Annotated in this window: 15 protein-coding genes; 3 read left to right on the forward strand and 12 right to left on the reverse strand. The window is 71.8% G+C overall.

Annotated features, from left to right (window positions below):
* Positions 1–59: 59 nt before the first annotated feature.
* Entirely contained in the window at positions 60–1,274 is a 1,215-nt protein-coding gene (gene ftsY, locus ACH499_RS20340) for a signal recognition particle-docking protein FtsY (protein ID WP_399017366.1), read from the reverse strand.
* A 175-nt stretch (positions 1,275–1,449) separates the two neighbouring features.
* Here ftsY and ACH499_RS20345 point away from each other — a divergent pair, with 175 nt between their 5' ends.
* Complete coding sequence (locus tag ACH499_RS20345; RefSeq protein WP_399017368.1) at positions 1,450–2,904, forward strand: cytosine permease; 1,455 nt, start codon at positions 1,450–1,452, stop codon at positions 2,902–2,904.
* 575 nt (positions 2,905–3,479) lie between these two features.
* Here the strand turns inward: ACH499_RS20345 and ACH499_RS20350 are convergent.
* The 4 genes from ACH499_RS20350 to ACH499_RS20365 all read right to left on the reverse strand — a co-directional run bounded on the left by ACH499_RS20350 (position 3,480) and on the right by ACH499_RS20365 (position 9,842).
* Entirely contained in the window at positions 3,480–4,898 is a 1,419-nt protein-coding gene (locus tag ACH499_RS20350; protein WP_399017370.1) for a sugar porter family MFS transporter, read from the reverse strand.
* Positions 4,899–5,125: 227 nt separating this feature from the next.
* A complete protein-coding gene (gene smc, locus ACH499_RS20355) occupies positions 5,126–8,701 on the reverse strand; it encodes a chromosome segregation protein SMC (RefSeq protein ID WP_399017372.1) in 3,576 nt (1,191 codons plus the stop codon).
* A gap of 267 nt (positions 8,702–8,968) precedes the next feature.
* A complete protein-coding gene (locus ACH499_RS20360; protein WP_030188592.1) occupies positions 8,969–9,181 on the reverse strand; it encodes a hypothetical protein in 213 nt (70 codons plus the stop codon).
* A gap of 379 nt (positions 9,182–9,560) precedes the next feature.
* Positions 9,561–9,842: an acylphosphatase gene (locus tag ACH499_RS20365; protein ID WP_356200753.1), complete on the reverse strand. Its 282-nt coding sequence runs from the start codon at positions 9,840–9,842 to the stop codon at positions 9,561–9,563.
* 161 nt (positions 9,843–10,003) lie between these two features.
* Between ACH499_RS20365 and ACH499_RS20370 the strand changes: the two genes are divergently transcribed.
* Positions 10,004–11,164: a CAP domain-containing protein gene (locus ACH499_RS20370; RefSeq protein ID WP_399017375.1), complete on the forward strand. Its 1,161-nt coding sequence runs from the start codon at positions 10,004–10,006 to the stop codon at positions 11,162–11,164.
* Between the two features lie 73 nt (positions 11,165–11,237).
* Positions 11,238–11,630 carry a helix-turn-helix domain-containing protein gene (locus ACH499_RS20375; RefSeq protein ID WP_356200749.1) on the forward strand — a complete coding sequence of 131 codons (393 nt, stop codon included), beginning with the start codon at positions 11,238–11,240 and terminating at the stop codon, positions 11,628–11,630.
* Here the strand turns inward: ACH499_RS20375 and mutM are convergent.
* The 7 genes from mutM to rsmD all read right to left on the reverse strand — a co-directional run bounded on the left by mutM (position 11,627) and on the right by rsmD (position 16,757).
* Positions 11,627–12,487, reverse strand: coding sequence for a bifunctional DNA-formamidopyrimidine glycosylase/DNA-(apurinic or apyrimidinic site) lyase (mutM, locus tag ACH499_RS20380; protein WP_356200748.1), 861 nt, complete (start codon positions 12,485–12,487; stop codon positions 11,627–11,629). The two genes, ACH499_RS20375 and mutM, sit on opposite strands and share 4 nt — an antisense overlap.
* A gap of 88 nt (positions 12,488–12,575) precedes the next feature.
* Positions 12,576–13,436, reverse strand: coding sequence for a ribonuclease III (rnc, locus tag ACH499_RS20385; protein ID WP_356200746.1), 861 nt, complete (start codon positions 13,434–13,436; stop codon positions 12,576–12,578).
* A gap of 7 nt (positions 13,437–13,443) precedes the next feature.
* Positions 13,444–13,617: a 50S ribosomal protein L32 gene (rpmF, locus tag ACH499_RS20390; protein ID WP_003951102.1), complete on the reverse strand. Its 174-nt coding sequence runs from the start codon at positions 13,615–13,617 to the stop codon at positions 13,444–13,446.
* A gap of 2 nt (positions 13,618–13,619) precedes the next feature.
* Complete coding sequence (locus ACH499_RS20395; protein WP_356200744.1) at positions 13,620–14,264, reverse strand: DUF177 domain-containing protein; 645 nt, start codon at positions 14,262–14,264, stop codon at positions 13,620–13,622.
* Between the two features lie 156 nt (positions 14,265–14,420).
* Positions 14,421–15,533, reverse strand: a complete 1,113-nt coding sequence (locus tag ACH499_RS20400; RefSeq protein ID WP_399017378.1) for a cell division initiation protein — start codon at positions 15,531–15,533, stop codon at positions 14,421–14,423.
* Positions 15,534–15,663: 130 nt separating this feature from the next.
* The gene (gene coaD / locus ACH499_RS20405) at positions 15,664–16,143 is read right to left on the reverse strand and encodes a pantetheine-phosphate adenylyltransferase (protein WP_356200946.1); all 480 of its coding nucleotides are present in this window, start codon (positions 16,141–16,143) and stop codon (positions 15,664–15,666) included.
* 26 nt (positions 16,144–16,169) lie between these two features.
* Positions 16,170–16,757 carry a 16S rRNA (guanine(966)-N(2))-methyltransferase RsmD gene (gene rsmD, locus ACH499_RS20410; RefSeq protein WP_399017380.1) on the reverse strand — a complete coding sequence of 196 codons (588 nt, stop codon included), beginning with the start codon at positions 16,755–16,757 and terminating at the stop codon, positions 16,170–16,172.
* Between the last annotated feature and the right edge of the window lie 165 nt (positions 16,758–16,922).

Here is a 16,922-nt window from a genome sequence, read left to right on the forward strand (position 1 = left end):
GACTGCACCTCGGGGGCGGGCGCTTCTTCGCGTGCGCGCCGGCGCGGGGCCGGCGGGTGTCACTCGCCGATGAGCGCGTCCACGAACGCCTCCGGCTCGAACGGCGCCAGGTCGTCGGGGCCCTCGCCGAGCCCGATCAACTTGACCGGGACGCCCAGCTCGCGCTGCACCGCGATCACGATGCCGCCCTTGGCCGTGCCGTCCAGCTTGGTCAGGACGATGCCGGTGATGTTGACCACCTCGGCGAAGACGCGGGCCTGGATCAGGCCGTTCTGGCCGGTGGTGGCGTCGAGCACCAGCAGCACCTCGTCCAGCGGGGCCTGCTTCTCCACCACGCGCTTGACCTTGCCGAGCTCGTCCATGAGGCCGGTCTTGGTGTGCAGGCGGCCGGCGGTGTCGATGAGGACGACGTCCGAGCCGATGTCCTTGCCCTCCTTGACCGCGTCGAAGGCGACGGAGGCGGGGTCGCCCGCCTCCGGGCCGCGCACGGTGTGGGCACCGACGCGCTCGCCCCAGGTCTGGAGCTGGTCGGCGGCGGCGGCGCGGAAGGTGTCGGCGGCGCCGAGGACGACGCTGCGGCCGTCGGCGACCAGCACCCGGGCGAGCTTGCCGGTGGTGGTGGTCTTGCCGGTGCCGTTGACACCGACGACCATCACGACGCCGGGCTTGCCGGTGGCGGGCTCGGTCTTGACCTCGCGGTCCATGTCGGGGCCGACCAGGGTGATCAGCTCCTCGCGCAGCAGGGTGCGCAGCTCCCCGGGCGTGCGGGTGCCGAGCACCTTCACCCGCTCGCGCAGCCGGTCGACCAGCTCCTGGGTGGGCTGCACTCCGACGTCGGCGGTGAGGAGGGTGTCCTCGATCTCCTCCCAGGTGTCCTCGTCGAGGTGCTCGCGGGAGAGCAGGGTCAGCAGGCCCTTGCCGAGGGCGTTCTGCGAGCGGGACAGGCGGGCACGGAGCCGGACCAGGCGGCCGGCGGTGGGCTCGGGAACCTCGATCTGCGGGATCTCGAGCTCTTCGACGACGGGCGGTTCCTCGACACCGACGGGAGCGGTGCCGCCGTCCGGGAGGTCGACCTCCTCTATCGTCCGGCGCGGTTCGTCGCGGGGCGTCTCGGCCTCTTCGCCGACGTGCGGCTCGGCCGGAGGGGCGGTGATGTCGGGCGTGCTGGGCGGCGGCGGAGGCAGCCGCTTCTTGCGGCGGGAGCCCACGACCAGCCCGCCGAGCGCGCCGATCACGACCACGGCGATGACTACAGCAAGGATGAGGATTTCCATAACCCGTCCAGTATCAGCCATGGGTCCCGGGGACACCCCGCTTGTGGCTTCCACCAAGGGACAAAGGCCCCTGGAGGGAATCAGTCGGATCAAAGTACGATGGAAGAGGCGCCGTCAACGCGCGTAGAGTCCCGACCGCATCCTCTTCCCCACGATCGAGGCACGGACCCCCCACATGAGCAAGACCGCCGAGACAGAAGGCGCCCTGGAAACACGCGGCATCGAGCAGGTGCCCGACCACGAGCGCACCGCCCGGACCCGCGGACTCTTCCCGACCTGGGTCGGCGCCAACATCAGCGTGCTGCTGCTCACGATGGGCGCGAGCCTCGTCGTGGCGTACCACCTCAATTTCTGGCAGGCCCTCGTCGTCGCGGGCGCCGCGCCGGTCGTGTCGTTCGGCCTGGTCGGGCTGATCGGCATCGCCGGCAAGCGCGGCGCCGCCCCCGGCATGGCCCTGTCCCGCGCGGTCTTCGGTCAGCGGGGCAATCTGCTGCCCGGCTCGCTGATCTGGGTCGCCCGCTGGGGCTGGGAGACGATCAACGCCGTGACCGGCGCCTACGCGGTGCTGTCCGTGCTGGACATCGTCTTCGGCATCCGGTCCAACAGCGTGCTGGACATGGTGACGCTGCTCGCCTTCGTCGTGGCGACCTTCGCGATCTCCGGGCTCGGCATCAACGCCGTGCAGAAGTGCAACAAGTACGCGGCCTATCTCTTCGCCGTCTTCTCGGTGCTGGTCCTCGGCTACCTGATCGTCGACACGGACTGGTCCGCGGTCTTCGACCGGCCCGCCGGTACGGTGGCCGCGATGATCACCGGCGTGGGACTGATCGCGGCGGGCGGCGTGAGCTGGATCCCGTCCGCGCCGGACTTCACGCGCTATCTGCCGCGCACCGCCTCCGCGAAGGGGATCGTGGGGGTGACGGTCGGCGGCGCCGGCATCGTCGTCCTGCCCATGGTGCTGATGGGGATGGTCATGGCGGTCTCCACGCCGGACCTGGCCTCCGCCGCCGACCCGGTCTCCTTCCTCGGCGAGATCCTGCCGACCTGGCTCGCGGTGCCGTACCTGCTGATCGCGCTGATCGGCATGCTGCTGATCAACTCCATGTCGATGTACTCGGCCGGCTTCACCGCGCAGACCCTGGGCTTCCGGATCCCGCGGCACTGGGCGGTCTCGGTGAACGCCGTGATCTCGCTGGTCTTCGGCGGAGTGCTGATGCTGGCGGCGACGAGCTTCATGGGGTCGTTCATCGCCTTCCTGTCGCTGCTCGCCGTCGCCTTCTCCGCATGGGTCGGCGTCTTCGGCGCGGACATGCTGCGCCGCCGCGAGTACGACGGCGAGGCCCTGGCCGACACCGGCCGCACCAGCGCCTACTGGTACCGGGGCGGCTTCTCCCCCGCCGCCGTCACCGCCTGGGCGGTGGGCCTGGCCGCGGGTCTGATGTTCACCACGTCCGACTGGTTCACCGGCCCGCTCGCCACGAACAACGTCATCGGCGAGTACGGCCTCGGCTGGGTCGCCACGGTGATCATCTCGGGCCTGCTGTACATGGTCCTGCCCAAGCCGGCCGTGACCGTCCCGGCGAAGGCCCCGGCGGACGGGGCCGAGCACCCCGAGACCGTCACCGTCTGACGCACACCCCCCGACGCCCCCGCTCCCGGCACACCACGGAGCGGGGGCGTCGCGCGTGTCCGCTCCCCGCCCTGGCGTGCGGTGCCCGCTGGGAAGGGGCTCGCCGGCGGATGCCGTCGCCGCGAGCCGACGGTTCGACGCGCTTCCCGGCCGAGAACACCCGAGGCGGTTGCGAGTCGTGGCGCACACCCGCGTGGGGCTCGCACCTCGCGCGCTCCGGTCCCGCCGGCCGCCGGTTCCGAGGGGACACGATCCGGTGGTGGGGTACGAGCATGCGCCGGGCCTGTTGCGCGAGACGCCCCACCGCGGTTCGTCGGACCGGACAGCGGCGTGCGCGGGCCGGTTCCGGAGCGGCGGGGCCGCCGAGGACCGCCTGCTCGCCGTCGAGGAGTGCGCCCGCCGGACCCCGTGGACGGCGGCGCAGTCGTGGCACGGTGCGACGGCCGCCGGGTCGGGAGGCGCGAGAACCGCCGCCCCCGGTCCGGGTGACGACCCGGGCCGGGGGCGGCGGACGGTACGAGGAGAGGGACAGCGGGGATGTGGCCCCTCTCCCCGAGATCGGGGGGGCGGGGCGGTCAGCCCATCTCCTCCAGCGCCTTGCCCTTCGTCTCCTTCACGAACTTCAGCACGAACGGGATGGAGAGCGCGGCGAAGACCGTGTAGATCACGTAGGTGCCGGAGAGGTTCCAGTCGGCCAGCGAGGGGAAGCTCGCCGTGATGGCCCAGTTGGCGATCCACTGCGCGGCCGCGGCCACGCCCAGGGCGGCGGCGCGGATCCGGTTGGGGAACATCTCGCCGAGGAAGACCCAGACGACCACGCCCCAGGACAGGGCGAAGAACAGGACGAACACGTGGGCGGCGATCAGGGCGACCCAGCCCTGGGTGGCCGGGAGCTTGCCGTCGACCAGGTTGAAGGAGAACGCCCAGGCCTCCAGCGCCAGGCCGATCACCATGCCGACCGAGCCGATGACGGCGAGCGGCTTGCGGCCGATGCGGTCCACGAAGATCATGGCGATCACGGTGCCGACGATGTTGATGATCGACGTCGTGAACGAGTAGAAGAACGAGTCCGTCGGGTCGACGCCGACCGACTGCCACAGCGTCGAGGAGTAGTAGAACGCGACGTTGATGCCGACGAACTGCTGGAAGACGGACAGGCCGATGCCGATCCAGACGATCGGCTTGAAGAAGAAGCTGCTGCCCAGCAGGTCCTTGAAGGAGGACTTCTCCTCGCTCCGCATGGCGTGCTCGATCTCGGCGACGCGGGCGTCGAAGTCCACGTTCTTGCCCTCGACCTCTTCGAGGATCTTCTTGGCGCGCTCGCGCTTGCCGACGGAGACCAGGAAGCGGGGGGACTCCGGGATGGCGAAGGACAGCAGGCCGTAGAGGACGGCCGGGACGACCATGACGCCGAGCATGACCTGCCAGGCCTCCAGGCCCATCAGCTCACCGCGCTGGTCACCGCCGGCGGCGTTCAGCAGCCCCCAGTTGACGAGCTGCGACACCGCGATGCCGACGACGATCGCGGCCTGCTGGAAGGAGCCGAGCCGGCCGCGGTAGGCGGGCGGGGAGACCTCGGCGATGTAGGCGGGGCCGATCACCGAGGCCATGCCGATGGCGAAGCCGCCGATGATGCGCCACATGGCGAGGTCCCACAGCGCGAAGGGCAGTGCGGAGCCGATGGCGCTGACGGTGAACAGGACGGAGGCGATCTGCATGCAGCGGATGCGGCCGATGCGGTCGGCGATCCGGCCGGCGGTCGCGGCGCCGATCGCGCAGCCGATCAGCGCGATGGCGATGACCTGGGCCAGCAACGCGGAACCGACGTCGTAGCGGTCCCGGATGGCCTCGACCGCGCCGTTGATCACGGAGCTGTCGTAGCCGAAGAGGAAACCGCCCATCGCGGCCGCCGCCGCGATGAAGATGACGTGCCCGAGATGGTCGGGGTGAGCCGTCCTGGCTCCTGAATTGGGTGCCTGCGCTGTGCTGGCCACGTGTACTCCTCGGGCTTCCGGCAACGCTGCCGGGGTGGTTCGCCCTTCGAGGTCCACTGATAGGTACCTGAAGGTAAAAGCAACGTTGCAGAGACTATGCCTTCAAGTGTCTAAGTCAATAGGGCAGAAAGCTGTGAGTTGTATCGAGGACTCGGCGGGCCTTGAGTTCAAAAGTTGAAGAGATGCGCGTCTGCCCGTCCGCGCCCACGTGCCCGCACCGGGACGTCCTACGCCGGGTCGCGCAGACGCTGGCCGATGACCTTCGACACACCGTCGCCCTGCATGGACACGCCGTACAGCGCGTCCGCCACCTCCATCGTCCGCTTCTGGTGCGTGATGACGATGAGCTGCGAGGCCTCCTGCAGCTCCTGCATGATCCGGATCAGCCGTTGCAGGTTGGTGTCGTCGAGCGCCGCCTCGACCTCATCCATCACGTAGAAGGGACTGGGCCGCGCCTTGAAGATCGACACCAGCAGCGCCACGGCGGTCAGCGAACGCTCCCCGCCCGAGAGCAGCGAGAGCCGCTTGACCTTCTTGCCCGGCGGCCGCGCCTCGACGTCCACACCCGTGGTGAGCATGTTGTCGGGGTCGGTCAGCACCAGGCGGCCCTCCCCGCCGGGGAACAGCCGGCTGAACACGCCCTCGAACTCCCGGGCGGTGTCCCGGTAGGCCTCGGTGAAGACCTGTTCGACGCGTTCGTCGACCTCCTTGACGACCCGGAGCAGGTCGGCGCGGGTCTTCTTCAGGTCCTCGAGCTGCTCGCTGAGGAACTGGTGCCGCTCCTCCAGCGCCGCGAACTCCTCCAGGGCCAGCGGATTGACCTTGCCGAGCTGCTGGTACGCCCGTTCGGCCGCCTTCAGCCGCTTCTCCTGCTCGGCCCGTACGAAGGGCCGGGGCCGGTTGCGCGGGTGCTCCGGATCCTCCGGGAGCTGCTCGCCCTCGGCGGGGGGCGAGGGCGGCACCAGATGATGCGGCCCGTACTCGGCCTCGAGCCCCGCCGGTTCCACACCGAGTTCCTCCAGCGCCTTGGTCTCAAGCTGCTCGATGCGCAGCCGCTTCTCGGCGCCGAGTACCTCGCCCCGGTGGACTGAATCCGTCAGCTTGTCGAGCTCGGCCTTGAGGTCGCGTCCGGCGGTGCGCGCGGCGGCCAGTTCCTCCTCGCGCCGGGCCTTGGCGGCCTCGGCGGCGGTGCGCTCCTCGTCGGCGCGGACCAGGGAGACCTCGACGTGCGCCAGCAGTTGCCGCGCGCCCTCGGCGACGGCCTCGGCGACGGCCGCCTCGTGCCGCAGCCGGGCCCGCCGCTGTTCGGCACGCGCGCGTGCCTCGCGTTCGGCGCGGGCGGCCCGCTCCAGGGAGTCGGCGCGGCCGGCGAGACCCTTGACCCGCTCCTCGTGTGTACGGGCCTGGAGGCGGGCCTCCATCTCGGTCTGGCGGGCGTTGGCCCCGTCGGCGGCGAGCCGGTCGCGGACCGAGGTGTCCGGTTCCTCCGCCCCGTCCCCGTAGGGGGCGCTCTCCTCGGCGACGGCGAGCCGCTCGGCCAGCTCCTCGACGTCCGTCAGCGCCTTCTCCAGCGCCTCCTGGGCCCGGTCCGCCGCGGCGGCGGACCGTTCGGCCTCCCCCGCTGCGCCCCGCGCCTGCCCGGCGAGCCGCCCGAGCTGCTGGGCGACGGACGACTTCTCCCGGTCGGCGGCCCGCCGCCGCTCCCCCAGCTCCTCGACGAGCGCCGCGCATTCCCGGCGCCGCTCGACGGCCGCCTCCTGCGCCTCGGCCAGCTCCGCGCAGCGCACCGACAGCTCGGCCAGCTCGGCGGCGGCCTCGTCCACGGACGCCTGCACCTCCAGCAGGCTGGGCGCGCCGGCGGACCCGCCCTGCGCGAAGTGGGCGCCCAGCAGATCGCCCTCGGCGGTGACAGCGGTCAGGTCGGGCCGGGCGTAGACCAGTTCCTCGGCGTCCTCCAGGGTGGCGACGACGACGATCCCCCGCAGCAGCCGCCGTACGGCGGGCATCAGCTCGGCGGGTCCACGCACCAGGTCGGCGGCGTACGGAGGCCCCTCGCGCCGGGACTCGTCCGCTACGTCGTCGGGGGCGCCGGCGAGCAGCAGCGCGGCACGTCCGGCGTCCTGCTTGCGCAGATGGCGCAGGGCGTCGGCGGCGGCCGCGGGGGAGGTCACGGCGAGGGCGTCGGCGGCGGCCGAGAAGGCGGCGGCCAGGGCGGTCTCGTGGCCCGGCGCCACGGTCAGCAGCCCGGCGGCCGGGCCCAGCAGCCCGCCGAGGGTGTCCCGGGCGGCGAGCAGCGCGCCGGTGCCGTCCTTGCGGCGCAGGCCGAGGGCGAGGGCGTCGTGGCGGGCCCGGGTCGCCGCGCGCTCGCGCTCCGCCGCGGTGGCGGCCTCGCGGGCCGCTCCGAGGGCCGACTCCGCCTCGGCCAGCCGGCGCTTGGCGGCCTCGTGCCGCTCGGCCAGTTCCCGGTCGCCGGCGTCGAGGCCGTCGACCTCGGCCCGCAGCGCCTCGTACTCCTCCTGGGCGGCGGCGGCCCGCTGCCGGGACTCGTCCCGGGCGGCGGCCAGCCGTTCGATCTCCGCCTGGGCGGAGGCGGCGCGCGAGCGGGCGGCGCCGACCTGGCCGCTGAGCCGGGCCAGCTCCTCGCGGCGGTCGGCGATGGCGCGGGCGGCGTCCTTCAGGCGGCGCTCCTCCTGGGCGAGTTCGCGTTCCAGTTCGGCGCGGTGGGCGACCGTGTCCTCCAGGGCGCGCTCGGCCGCTTCGAGCGCCGCCTCCAGTTCGGCCTCCTGCTCGCGCACGCGGGCGGCCTCGCGCTCCAGGTCCTCGGGGTCGCGGCCGCGGCGTTCCTCGGGGGGCGCGGAGGTGGCGCTCTTCACCCGGGCGTCGGCGAGGGAGATCGTGCCGCGGACCCGTTCGGCCAACTGGGAGAGCTCGTACCAGGTCTGCTGGGCCCGCTTCAGGCGCGGGGTGAGGCGGCGCACCTCTTCCTCCAGCTCCGCCTCGCGGCGCAGCGCCGTGCCGAGTTCGCGCTCGGCGGCCTCCTTGCGCTCCTTGAGGGCGGCTTCGTCGGCGATCTCGGCCTGGAGCGCCTCGCGCAGCCGTACGAGGTCGTCGGCGAGGAGCCTGAGCCGGGCGTCGCGCAGGTCGGCCTGGATGACGGCCGCCCTGCGGGCCACCGCCGCCTGCCGGCCCAGCGGCTTGAGCTGGCGCCGCAACTCGTCGGTGAGGTCCTGCACGCGCGCCAGGTTGGCCTGCATCGCGTCCAGCTTCCTGAGCGCCTTCTCCTTGCGCTTGCGGTGCTTGAGGACGCCGGCGGCCTCCTCAATGAAGGCGCGGCGGCCCGTGGGGTCGGCGTGCAGGACCGAGTCGAGCCGGCCCTGGCCGACGATCACGTGCATCTCGCGGCCGATGCCGGAGTCGGAGAGCAGTTCCTGGATGTCGAGCAGGCGGCAGGTGTCGCCGTTGATCTGGTACTCGCTGCCGCCGTTGCGGAACATGATCCGCGTGATGGTGACCTCGGCGTACTCGATGGGCAGGGCCCCGTCGGAGTTGTCGATGGTCAGGGACACCTCGGCCCGGCCGAGCGGCGGGCGGCCGGTGGTGCCGGCGAAGATGACGTCCTCCATCTTGCCGCCGCGCAGCGACTTGGCGCCCTGTTCGCCCATGACCCAGCTCAGGGCGTCCACGACATTGGACTTGCCCGAGCCGTTGGGGCCGACGACGCAGGTGATGCCGGGCTCGAAGCGGAGCGTGGTCGCCGAGGCGAACGACTTGAACCCGCGCAGGGTCAGGGCCTTCAGGTGCACGCCGCCGGACTCTACCTTTCACGGTGTCTCACTGCGTGAACCGGTGAACCCGCGCGGTTTCACCGCTGAACATGCAGGGCACATCAGACGTTGAAGAGGGTGAAAAGATGCACGGGGGAAGGGTCGGGCGGGGCAGCAGTCGCAGACGAGACGGATGGGGCGGGAAAGAAAGAAGGGACGCCGAAGCGTCCCTTGCAACTCAGACAACCGAGCGGTTGATGCGGGCGGGCCCAACCACTGCTGTGCCGTCGTGGAGCGATGCAGTGATCAGGTGAGCGCAGGCTCCGCCTGGTGTGCGTCAACGCTCTCCATGCTCTCCATGATCCTGTCGTGAGAAGCGGCAGCCGCCAGCGCGTCCTTCTCCGCCTGGATTCGTCCGAGCTCGGATTCCAGGTCCTGGACACGCTGCTGGAGCCGTCGCATCTCGGCGAGGAGTCGAGGGTCGGAGCCGCCGACGTAACCGAGAAGCGCCTTTGCCATGATGGATGGTCCTCCACAATGAGTGACCGACCGAAGCGGTGTGGGTCGTGAGGGATTTGCACCCGCGGTGCTTGGCACTCTTGAGTTTTTACTGCCGTTCAACCATGCCAAACAGCTAAGGTGCGCGGGGCTTTCAGCGTCTCACCAAAAAGTTTGACGGTCAACACGATCACGCCCCGTATTGGCGGGCTCCCGGGGCGCGCGGCCGGGAAACGGCGGCGCTGCGACTCCTGCGAGCCCCTGGGGGCGTGGCGATCATTCTGGGTGCGGAGCCTGTCACGGAGCCGCCCTTCTTGGCAACCACCTGCTCGTTTTCGTTCCGGCGGTCCTTCACGGGCGTCGCGGGCCGTTGGGCCGGACGGGTGCCGCCGGGGCCGGATCAGCGGATGGCGAAGCCGTCGTAGCCGCCGCGGGGTGTGTCCCAGATCTCGGTGACGCCGTCCACGCGTCCGGGCGTGTCGTCACCCTGGAGCCAGCCGAGGAGAGCCTCGCAGCGCTCCCGCGGGCCTTCCGCGACCACCTGGACGCGCCCGTCGGCCAGATTGAGAGCAAAGCCACTCATGTCGCCGAGCTCCAGCGCCCTGGCCCTCGTGAACCAGCGGAAACCCACGCCCTGGACCTGACCGCGCACCCACGCGACCAGCCGTACATCCTCGCTCATGGGTGCAACCTAACCAGTCGATGTCTCTCCGGACACTTCACCCCCTTGCGTCATGCGGTACCGTCCCCAACCGATGAATCTCACCTGAAACTCACCCGATCGTGTGAGTTCGTGCTGATTGTCGAGGACACGTCGACCGCGAGGACGAGGAAGGCCAGGACATGGGACGCCACCGACGCTCCGCCGCCGGCCGCGCCGCCACGGGCCGCGCCGCGGAGGACCACCGAGCGGACGGATCCGCTCAGCCGGGCAGCGACCCGCCGGCCCCGGGCGACCGCCCCTCCATGGGCGTCGCGCCCCACCTGAACCCCGAGGCGTACGCCGAGGTCCGCGCGAAGAGCGACGCCTACCTGTTCGCGTCCGACGACCCCGCCGGCGACGGCACGCCCGAGGCCGGCCGCACCGTCCCCTTCACCGGCGAGGGCTTCACGCCCGACGCGGGTACACGGCGCGCGGGCGGACGGCGCCGCCGCAAGAAGCGGGCCGCGCCGGTCCGCGCGGGCCTGCTCGGCGTCTCCGTCGCCGTCGCCCTCGGCACGGTCGTCGTGGCCACCGGTGCGGTGCCCGGCCTCGACAACTACCGGATCGGCGGCGCCGCCGGCGGTGACCGGGTGCGGTCCGCGGACGCCCCGACCAACACCCCGGCCCAGCAGGGCGGAACCTCCGGCAGCGCGGAGACCGGCCAGGACGGCGGCACGTCCGCCAACCGCGGCAGCGGCCGCGCCTCCACGCCCTCCTCCCTCGCCCCGTCGTCCCCGTCCGCCTCCGCGTCCTCCCCGTCGCCGTCGGCCCCGGCGTCCTCGTCGGCCGCCCCGACCCGGACCCCGTCGAAGACGAAGGAGCCCGAGGCGTCCGCCCCGGCCCAGCAGCACAAGCCCACGCCGTCGCGCACGGCCACCAGGGTCCCGGAGCAGAGCCGCAGCGCCCCCGCCGCCACGTCCCGGCAGGCCGTCGCCGAGGCGCAGGTGCTCTCGCTGGTCAACGACGAGCGGGCCAGGGCGGGCTGCCGCCCGGTGGCCGCGAACAGCGCGCTGCGCGAACTGGCCGAGAACTTCAGCGAGGCCATGGCGGCACAGGGCTTCTTCGACCACACCGACCCGAGCGGCGCCACCCCCTGGGACCGGGCCGAGGCGGCCGGCATAACCGGCCTCGGCGGCGAGAACATAGCCCGCGGCCAGGCCGACGCCCAGGCCGTGATGGACGCCTGGATGAACAGCCCCGGCCACCGGGCCAACATCCTGAACTGCGACTTCCAGACCCTCGGAGTAGGCGTCCACTTCGGCCCGGGCGGCCCTTGGTGGACCCAGGACTTCGGCTACTGACGGGATCCCGGCCCCGCTCCCCCGCGGGCCGCGTGCTCTGCGGCGGCGGGTCGGGCTCACGTACGCTGGGGGCATGTCGACGACGCACGAGCGGACGGGGGAGCAGGAGCTTCCGTACGACGTGTTCTCCCGGGTCTGTCCCTCGCGCGGCACCCTGGAACACGTGACGGGGCGCTGGGGTGCGCTGACGCTCGGGGCCCTGCACGAGGGGTCGTTCCGGTTCAACGAGTTGCGCAGGCGCGTCGACGGCGTGAGCGAGAAGATGCTCTCCCAGACCCTGCACGCGCTGGAGCGCGACGGCCTGGTGCACCGCGAGGCCCAGCCCACCAATCCGCCCCGCGTCGACTACGAACTGACGCCGCTGGGACGCGAGGTGGCGGGACGGCTGGTCGCGCTCATCCAGTGCCTGGAGGGGCACATGGACGAGGTCCTCGCGTCACGCGAGCGCTACGACGCCCGGCGTTAGGCCACGGCGCGCGGCGGACGCTGACACTTCGGGCAGTAGTAGCTGGAGCGGTTCATCCACGGACGGCGGCGCATCGGCGTGGCACAGCGCCGGCAGGGCAGGCCCTCGCGGCCGTACGCGTCGAGCGAGCGGTCGAAGTAGCCCGACTCCCCGTTGACGTTGACGTACAGGCTGTCGAAGCTGGTGCCGCCGACGGCGAGGGCCGCGTTCATCACGTCCCGGACGTGGCCGAGCAGTTCGGCGGTGCGGGGCCGGGTGAAGGTGGCGGTGGGGCGTTCGTAGTGCAGGCGGGAGCGCCACAGGGCCTCGTCCGCGTAGATGTTGCCGACGCCGCTGATCAGCGACTGGTCGAGCAGGGCCCGCTTGATCGTGGTGCGCTTGCGGCGCAGCGCGGCGTGGAAGGCCTCGTCGTCGAAGAGCGGGTCGAGCGGGTCCCGGGCGATGTGCGCGATGACGTCGGGCAGTCCGTCGGGGGTGGTGTCGTGCAGCGACAGCCCGCCGAAGGTGCGCTGGTCGACGAAGCGGAGTTCCGTCGACCGCGTGTCGGCGAAGCGGACGCGCACGCGCAGGTGCTTCTCGGCCGGCGCCTCGTGCGGCTGGACCAGGAGCTGCCCGCTCATGCCGAGGTGTGCGAGGACCGCCTGGTCGGTGTCCTCCAGGGGCAGCCAAAGGTACTTGCCGCGGCGGCTGGGTATGCCGATGCGGTGCCCCTCGAGGCGCTGGACGAAGTCGACGGGTCCGGCGAGGTGGCGCCGTACCGCGCGGGGGTGCAGTACCTCGGCGTCGGCGACGGTCCGGTGGGCGACCCAGCGTTCGAGGCCGCGTCGTACGACCTCGACCTCGGGCAACTCGGGCATGGCTCCCCCTCGGGCGGTACGGCGCACGAGCCGAGCGCCCGCCCCGGACTGGGGCGGGCGCTCGGTCCGTACGGTGCTGTGCGGTGGATCAGGCGGAGGCCGGCGGGGCGTCGGTGTCCGCCGGCGCGTCGGCCGCGACCACGGCTTCGGCGACCGGCTCGGCCGCCGCCGCCTTGGCCCGCTCGTCCGCCGCGGCGCGGATGGAGCGCCACGCGGATTCCGCGGCCTGCTGCTCCGCTTCCTTCTTGCTGCGGCCGGTGCCGGTGCCGTACGAGACGCCTCCGACGCGGGCGGCAGCAGTGAAGGTCTTCTCGTGGTCGGGGCCGGTCTCCGTGACCAGGTACTCGGGGACACCGAGTCCTTCGGTCGCGGTGAGCTCCTGGAGGCTGGTCTTCCAGTCCAGGCCGGCACCGAGGTTGGAGGACTTCTCGATCAGCGGGTCGAACAGGCGGTGCACCAGTTCGGAGGCCGCGTCGAGGCCCTGGTCGAGATAGACCGCGCCGATCACCGCTTCGAGGGTGTCGGCGAGGATGGACGCCTTGTCCCGGCCGCCCGTGCCCTCTTCACCGCGGCCGAGCCGGATGAAGGAGCCGAGGTCGAGGCCGCGGCCCACCTCCGCCAGCGCACGCGAGTTGACCACCGCGGCCCGCAGCTTGGCCAACTGGCCTTCAGGCAGATCGGGGTGGGTGCGGTACAGCGTGTCCGTGACGACGAGGCCGAGGACGGAGTCACCGAGGAACTCCAGCCGCTCGTTCGTCGGCAGGCCGCCGTTCTCGTACGCGTACGAACGATGGGTCAGCGCACGCACCAGAAGGGCGGACTCGAGCTGATAGCCGAGCCGCCCTTCCAGAAGCGTGTGGGACGAGGCCTGGTTGTCCGCCTTCTTCTTGGCGGCCGAGTCCGCCTTGGCGTCATCCGCCTTCTTGGGGACTGACACAGTGCCTCTCACCAGCCGCTCAGACCTCGAGGACCTGGCGCTTGTTGTAAGTGCCGCAAGACGGGCACGCGATGTGCTGCTGCTTGGGCTCGTGGCAGCGCTCGCACGCAACCAGGGTGGGGACCGCAGCCTTCCACTGCGACCGGCGGTGGCGCGTGTTGCTGCGCGACATCTTCCGCTTCGGAACAGCCACGGCTACTTCTCCTGCTTCTCGTCGACGCCCGGTTCGGCGCCGCTCATCTCGTCCTTCTCGCCGTCTTCGAGTGAACCGGCGAGTCCCTGCAATGCCGCCCAACGGATGTCGACGGCGTCGTGGTGGTGGTCCGGGTCGTCCGACAGGCGTACTCCGCACTCGGAGCACAGACCCTGGCAGTCTTCCTGGCACACCGGCTGCATCGGCAGTGCGAGCACCACCGCATCACGCAGCACGGGTTCGAGGTCGATCAGACCGTCCTCGACGAAGAGCCTGTCCTCGTCTTCCTCGGCGTCGTCGGCCGGCTCCGCCTTCACGCGGCCCCGGTCGTCGGCGTCAGGGTACGAGAACATCTCCTGGAAGTCCGCTTCGAGCTGCTGCTCCAGCGGCTCCAGACACCTTACGCACTCCCCCTCGGCCTTGGCACGGGCGGTGCCTGTGACGAGCACCCCTTCCATGACCGATTCGAGCCGGAGCTCGAGCTCCACCGGAGAGCCTTCCGGCACTCCGACGACTCCCGCGACACCGAGGTCCCGGGGAGCGTCGATCGTACGGTTCAGGCGCTGCAGCGCACCTGGACGCCGCCCCAGCTCGTGCGTGTCGAACACGAGAGGGTTGCGGTGGTCGAGGCGGGCGTTCAGAGCCATTCCTGCTTTCGATCTTCCAAGCTGGGGGAACGCCGCCCTGCGGTGTCCCCGGGCAGCGTTGATCGCGGACGTACGCGCGACCGAAGAGCCAGGATACTGGACCATGCGCTCTCGGCCCAATCCGGCCCCGGGTCCGGTGCGCGGCCCCGGTCCGGGCTAGAGCCCGCGGCCCTGTTCGTAGGCCCTGAGCTGCTCGGCGCTGATCATGCTGGTGTCGAAGAGGCTGGTCTCGTCGAGGGTCTGTGGCTGGGCCGGCGGCTGCTGCGGGGGCTGGGGGTAGCCCTGGGCGTCGTAGGCCTGCTGCTGGGCGTCGTAGCCCTGGAGGGACGCGTCCTGACCGTAGCCGGAGGCATAGGCGTCGCCCTGCTGGTAGCCGTACGCGTCCTGCTGGGCGCCGTAGGGCTGCTGGTAGCCGGCGTATGGGTCGGGCTGCTGCTGCGCGTAGCCGTACGCGGGCTGCTGCGAGGGCATCTCCGGCACGGCCGGTGCCTGGGCCGCCGCGGGCCGCTGCTCGGCGTACTCCCGCTGCCGGGGCTGCTCCGCGGGAGTGTCCGAGAGGGCCGCCAGGTCGGCGAGGTAGTCGGCGTCGCTGGAGTGCTGGACGGTGGTCAGGTCGTCCGCGAGGGCGCCGAGGTCGTCGGTGGCGATCCGGCCGTGCAGCTTCTGACGGCCCCGGCCGACGGCCTCCAGGGTCTTGGCGAGGACCGCCTCGAAGGCGCCGAGCTTGGTGTCGACGTAGGCGTCCGCGTCGCGGCGCAGGGTCTCGGGGTCGTGGCTGCGCTCGGGGGCGTCCTCGTCCGCGTAGCCGTTCTCGTCGAGGCCGGGTCCGGTGCCGAGCAGCTTCTCGCGGCCCCGGCCGACGGAGCCGAGCGTCTTGGTGAGGACGACCTCGAAGTTGGCGAGCTTGGAGTCGACGTAGTCGTCCGCCTCCGCGCGGACCTCCTCCGCCTCCTTGCGGGCCTCGGCGAGGATCCGGTCGGCCTCGGCCTGGGAGCGGCGGGCGACCTCGGTCTCGGCGATCAGGGAGCCGCGCTCGGCGTGCGCGTTCTCGATGATCCGCTCGGCCTCCTGGCGGGCCTGCGCGACCATGTGCTCGCGGTCGCCGATCAGTTCCTGGGCCTGGGCGAGGGAGCCGGGCAGCTCGGCGCGCAGCTCCTCCAGCAGGGCGAGCAGTTCGGCGCGGTTGACCACGCACGAGGCCGACATGGGCATGGCGCGGGCGCCGGAGACCATCGCGGTGATCTCGTCGAGCTTCTTCTGCACGTCCACCGTGTGCTCGCCACTCTCTACAGCTTGTTGGAGACGGACGGGACGACTGTACGACCCTGGGGTCTCGCGGGGACACCGGGTGACGGAATGTCCGTCTCGGGGGCTGTTCTGAGCGCGGGCGGGGCTGGTGTCAGTCCTTCCTCAGGCGCTGCGAGAGGGCTTCGAGGACCAGTGGCGGCACCAGGTGGGAGACGTCGCCGCCCCAGGTGGCGACCTCCTTGACCAGGGAGGACGACAGGAAGCTGTAGGTGGGGTTGGTGGGGATGAAGAGGGTCTCCACGCCCGAGAGGCCGTTGTTCATCTGGGCCATCTGCAGCTCGTAGTCGAAGTCGCTGACCGCGCGCAGGCCCTTGACGATGGCCGGGATCTCGCGCTGCTTGCAGAAGTCGACGAGGAGGCCGTGGAAGGACTCCACGCGCACGTTCCCGTACTCGGCGGTGACCTGGCGGATGAGCTCGATCCGCTCCTCGATCTCGAACAGGCCCTTCTTGGCCTGGTTGATCATCACCGCGACGTAGACCTCGTCGTAGAGACTGGAGGCACGGGCGATGATGTCGAGATGTCCGTTGGTGATCGGGTCGAACGACCCGGGACAGACGGCGCGGCGCACTTGAGTTCCCTCGCTCTCCGGTCCGGTCATCGTGCGTCTTCGCACGTAGAGGCGGCGCGACCGTACCAAAACGTTCCCTCGCCGTAGCGACGGGCCCGGATGGCCTCGAAGCCGTCGGGCCAGCCGAATTCGCCCCCTCTGGTGCTGCGCTCCACGGTGACGAGCGCTTCCTCCGCGAGCCACCCCTGAGTGCGGAGTGTGAGCAGGATCTCCCGGAGATCGTCATCTGAGACGGCGTACGGCGGGTCGAGGAAGACGATGTCGTACGGCTCGGCCGGCGCCGGGGTGCGGACGATCTGCTCCGCCTTGCCGGCCCTGACCTCGGCGCCGGGCAGGGCGAGGGAGCGGGCGTTGTCCCGGACGACCCGGGCGGCCCGGGCGTCGGCCTCGACGAGCAGGACGTGGCCCGCGCCGCGGGAGAGCGCCTCCAGGCCGACGGCGCCGGAACCGGCGTACAGGTCGAGGACGCGCTCGCCTTCGAGGGGGCCGCCGAGCAGGGACTGCCAGGTGGAGAAGAGGCCCTCGCGTGCGCGGTCGGAGGTGGGGCGGGTGCCGGTGCCCGGCGGGACGGTGAGGCGGCGTCCGCCGGCTTTTCCGGCGATCACGCGGGTCATCTGTGGTCCTTGGTCGTGGGGCTCTGTGGGTTCAGTCTGGCAGGCGCGGGCCCGGGGCGCCTCGGTCCGGGGGCCGGGGGGGGGGGGGCGGCGGGGGGGGGGGGGGGCGCCCCCCGCCCCCCCCCCCCCCCCCCCCCCGCGCCACCACCCCCCCCACCCCCCCAG

The sequence above is a fragment of the Streptomyces sp. NPDC018947 genome (genome assembly GCF_044390505.1).
In the GTDB taxonomy this organism is placed as follows: domain Bacteria; phylum Actinomycetota; class Actinomycetes; order Streptomycetales; family Streptomycetaceae; genus Streptomyces.

Bases quoted from the DNA above. Each gene is read 5' to 3' on its own strand.
- ftsY (WP_399017366.1), bottom strand. From the start codon at position 1,274: ATGGAAATCCTCATCCTTGCTGTAGTCATCGCCGTGGTCGTGATCGGC.
- ACH499_RS20345 (WP_399017368.1), top strand. From the start codon at position 1,450: ATGAGCAAGACCGCCGAGACAGAAGGCGCCCTGGAAACACGCGGCATC.
- ACH499_RS20360 (WP_030188592.1), bottom strand. From the start codon at position 9,181: ATGGCAAAGGCGCTTCTCGGTTACGTCGGCGGCTCCGACCCTCGACTC.
- ACH499_RS20365 (WP_356200753.1), bottom strand. From the start codon at position 9,842: ATGAGCGAGGATGTACGGCTGGTCGCGTGGGTGCGCGGTCAGGTCCAG.
- ACH499_RS20370 (WP_399017375.1), top strand. From the start codon at position 10,004: ATGGGACGCCACCGACGCTCCGCCGCCGGCCGCGCCGCCACGGGCCGC.
- ACH499_RS20375 (WP_356200749.1), top strand. From the start codon at position 11,238: ATGTCGACGACGCACGAGCGGACGGGGGAGCAGGAGCTTCCGTACGAC.
- mutM (WP_356200748.1), bottom strand. From the start codon at position 12,487: ATGCCCGAGTTGCCCGAGGTCGAGGTCGTACGACGCGGCCTCGAACGC.
- ACH499_RS20395 (WP_356200744.1), bottom strand. From the start codon at position 14,264: ATGGCTCTGAACGCCCGCCTCGACCACCGCAACCCTCTCGTGTTCGAC.
- rsmD (WP_399017380.1), bottom strand. From the start codon at position 16,757: ATGACCCGCGTGATCGCCGGAAAAGCCGGCGGACGCCGCCTCACCGTC.